The sequence below is a fragment of the Falsiroseomonas oryzae genome (assembly GCF_027856955.1).
In the GTDB taxonomy this organism is placed as follows: Bacteria; Pseudomonadota; Alphaproteobacteria; order Acetobacterales; family Acetobacteraceae; genus Falsiroseomonas; species Falsiroseomonas oryzae.
Genome location: NZ_JAPSMD010000526.1, coordinates 1 through 3,276 on the forward strand (window position 1 = coordinate 1; position 3,276 = coordinate 3,276).

The window sequence follows — 3,276 nt, forward strand, 5'->3', positions numbered from 1 at the left end:
GCCTGCGCCGCGGCGGGCTGCGCCGACATGCCGAGCACACTGGCCGCCGCGGCCGCCGCCGCCAGCATCCCGCGCCGGCCGAGCGCGCCGGCGACGCGGTTCATCACGCAGGCGTCGCACATCTCGTGAACCGTCCTCGCTTCGCAGTGCGAGACTGACGCATGGACCTTGCCCGCCGCCAGCGCGATCTTTGCGCCACGGAGGAGACACCATGCGCATCGGCGTGCCGAAGGAGATCAAGGTCCACGAATACCGCGTCGGCCTGACGCCGGGCTCGGTGCGGGAGCTGACGGCGCATGGCCACAGCGTGCTGGTCGAGACCGGCGCCGGCGCGGCCATCGGCTTCCCGGACACCAGCTATGCCGCGGCCGGCGCCCGCATCGCCGCGACCGCGGCCGAGGTCTTCGCCGAGGCCGAGCTGATCGTGAAGGTGAAGGAGCCGCAGCCCCGGGAATGGGGGCAGCTGCGCCCCGGCCAGATCCTGTTCACCTACCTCCACCTCGCGCCCGATCCCGCCCAGGCGAAGGGGCTGATGGAATCCGGCGCCAGCGCGGTGGCCTATGAGACGGTGACGGAGGCGGAAGGCGGCCTGCCGCTGCTGCGCCCGATGAGCGAGGTCGCCGGCCGCATGGCGCCCCAGGTCGGCGCCCGCTGCCTGGAGAAGGAGGCGGGCGGCGCCGGCATCCTGCTCGGCGGCGTGCCTGGCGTGCCCGGCGCGCGGGTGGCGATCATCGGCGGCGGCGTGGTGGGCGCGAACGCCGCCCGCATCGCGCATGGCATGCGCGCCCAGGTGACGGTGCTGGACCGGTCGTCGCGCGCCCTGCACGCGCTGGACGTGGAGTTCAACGGTGCGGTGGATACCCGCTTCGCGACGCGGGAGGCGATCGAGACGACGGTGGCGGAATCCGACCTGGTCATCGGCGCCGTGCTGGTGCCCGGCGCGGCGGCACCGAAGCTCGTCACCCGCGCCATGGTCGCGGAGATGCGCCCGGGCAGCGTGGTGGTGGACGTCGCCATCGACCAGGGCGGCTGCTTCGAGACCTCCCGCCCCACCACCCATGCCGAGCCGACCTATGTGGAGGAAGGCGTGGTGCACTACTGCGTGACCAACATGCCGGGCGCGGTGGCGCGCACCAGTGCGGTGGCGCTGAACAACGCGACGCTGCCCTTCACGCTGCAGATCGCGGAAAAGGGCCTGGCGCGGGCCTGCGCGGAGAATCCGCACCTGGCGCGCGGCCTGAATGTCCATGCCGGCCGCGTCACCCACCCCGCGGTGGCGGAGGCGCTCGGGCTGGATCACCTGCCGGTGGAGCGCGCCTTCACGGCTTGAGCGGCCGGGAACCGGCAGGGCCGGCGAGTCTTACCGCTTCCGCAAGGCAGGAGCGGGAGCGGACGCCATGGGATTCCTCTGGACCATCATCATCGGCTTCGTCGCCGGGCTGATCGCGAAATTCCTGATGCCGGGACGCGATCCCGGCGGGTTCATCATCACCACGCTGCTCGGCATCGTGGGCGCGCTGGTCGCGACCTGGCTCGGCCAGGCGCTGGGATGGTACAGGGCCGGCGAGGGCGCCGGGCTGATCGGCGCCGTGGTCGGCGCGATCATCGTGCTGGTCGTCTATCGCTTCGCGGTCGCGCGCCGCACCGCCGTCTGACGGACCGGCTGCTCCCTCCCCCGCGCGCGGGGGAGGGAGATCGTCGGCAGCTGCAGCCGATTCCCTTCAGCGTTTCGCCTCGATCGCGTCCCAGATGGCGCGTTCGAGGTGCACGCCGTCGAAGCGCGCGATCTCCTGCAGGCCCGTCGGCGAGGTCACGTTGATCTCCGTCAGGTAGCCGCCGATCACGTCGATGCCGACGAAGATCAGCCCGCGCTTCCGCAGTTCCGGCCCGATCGCCGCGCAGATCTCCTTCTCGCGGTCGGTCAGCGTCGTCGGCTCCGGCTTGCCGCCGACATGCATGTTGGACCGCGCCTCCCCGGCCGCCGGCACGCGGTTGATCGCGCCCATGGCCTCCCCGTCCACCAGGATGATCCGCTTGTCGCCCTTGCGCACGTCCGGCACGTAGCGCTGCACCACCAGCGGCTCGCGCGAGCGCTCGGTGAACATCTCCAGCAGCGCGTTCATGTTCGGATCGTCGGGCCGCAGGTGGAACACGCCGGCGCCGCCATTGCCGAACAGCGGCTTCAGGATGATGTCGCCGTGCTTCTCCCGGAAGCGGCGGATCTGGCGGATGTCGCTGCTGATCAGCGTCTCCGGCATCAGCTCCGGGAAGTGGGTGACGAACAGTTTTTCCGGTGCGTTGCGCACGCTGGCCGGGTCGTTCACCACCAGCGTCCTCGGGTGGATGTGCTCCAGCACATGGGTGGCCGTGATGTAGGCCATGTCGAAGGGCGGGTCCTGGCGCATCAGCACCACGTCCACCGTCGACAGGTCCACCTCCTCCGCGGCACCCAGCGTGAAGTGGTCGCCCTTCACGCGCCGCACCGTGACGGGCTGCGCATGCGCCACCACCCGGCCGGCGACCAGCGCCAGGTCGCGGACATGGTAGTGCCACAGGACGTGGCCGCGCGACTGCGCCTCCAGCATCAGGGCGAAGGTGCTGTCGGCGTCGATGTTGATCGAGGCGATCGGGTCCATCTGGACCGCGACGCGAAGGCTACGGGCCATCTGCGGTTCTCCCTGCGCAACCTCTGGCACCCGGCGCGGCGGGAGGAAAGGGGGCGCGGCAACCCTTGACCGCCGCCTTCGGCGGGGTTCACGTCCCCGTCATGCGCACCCTCTCGGGCAAGTCCCGGCTGGCGGGGATCCTCGGCTGGCCCGTCTCGCATTCCCGCTCGCCGCGGCTGCATGGCTTCTGGCTGGCGCGCCACGGGGTGGACGGCGCCTATGTGCCGCTGCCCGTGCATCCCGACCGCTTCGCCACCGCGGTGCGCAGCCTGGCCGACCTCGGCTTCGCCGGCGCCAACGTCACCATCCCCCACAAGGAAGCCGCCTTCGCCCTGTGCGACACGGTGTCCGACGTCGCGCGCCGCGCCGGCTCCGTGAACACGCTGGTCTTCCGCGACGGCCGGATCGAGGGCACCAGCACGGACGGCTTCGGCTTCCTGGAGAGCATCCGGGAGCAGGCGCCGGGCTGGCGCGCCGCGGACGGGCCGGCGGTGATCCTCGGCGCCGGCGGCGCGGTGCGCGCCGTGGCGGCGGCCCTGCTCGAAGCCGGCTGCCCGCGCCTGACCCTGGTCAACCGCACCCCCGCCCGCGCCGAGGCGATCGCCCGCGA

Annotated in this window: 4 protein-coding genes; 3 read left to right on the forward strand and 1 reads right to left on the reverse strand. The window is 72.2% G+C overall.

Translation table 11 applies throughout. The features are described 5' to 3' along the window. Positions 1 to 211: 211 nt before the first annotated feature. Entirely contained in the window at positions 212 to 1,330 is a 1,119-nt protein-coding gene (gene ald, locus OZN99_RS28230; protein ID WP_270938549.1) for an alanine dehydrogenase, read from the forward strand. A 67-nt stretch (positions 1,331 to 1,397) separates the two neighbouring features. Then, positions 1,398 to 1,655 (forward strand): GlsB/YeaQ/YmgE family stress response membrane protein, encoded by a 258-nt coding sequence (locus tag OZN99_RS28235; protein ID WP_270938550.1) that lies wholly within the window; start codon positions 1,398 to 1,400, stop codon positions 1,653 to 1,655. A 66-nt stretch (positions 1,656 to 1,721) separates the two neighbouring features. Here OZN99_RS28235 and gshB read toward each other — a convergent pair whose 3' ends face one another. Continuing rightward, entirely contained in the window at positions 1,722 to 2,666 is a 945-nt protein-coding gene (gene gshB, locus OZN99_RS28240) for a glutathione synthase (RefSeq protein ID WP_270938551.1), read from the reverse strand. 101 nt (positions 2,667 to 2,767) lie between these two features. On the opposite strand from gshB, the gene OZN99_RS28245 reads away from it, so the two are divergent. Then, positions 2,768 to 3,276: shikimate dehydrogenase family protein (locus OZN99_RS28245; RefSeq protein ID WP_408611962.1), on the forward strand; the 509-nt coding region annotated here is incomplete at its 3' end.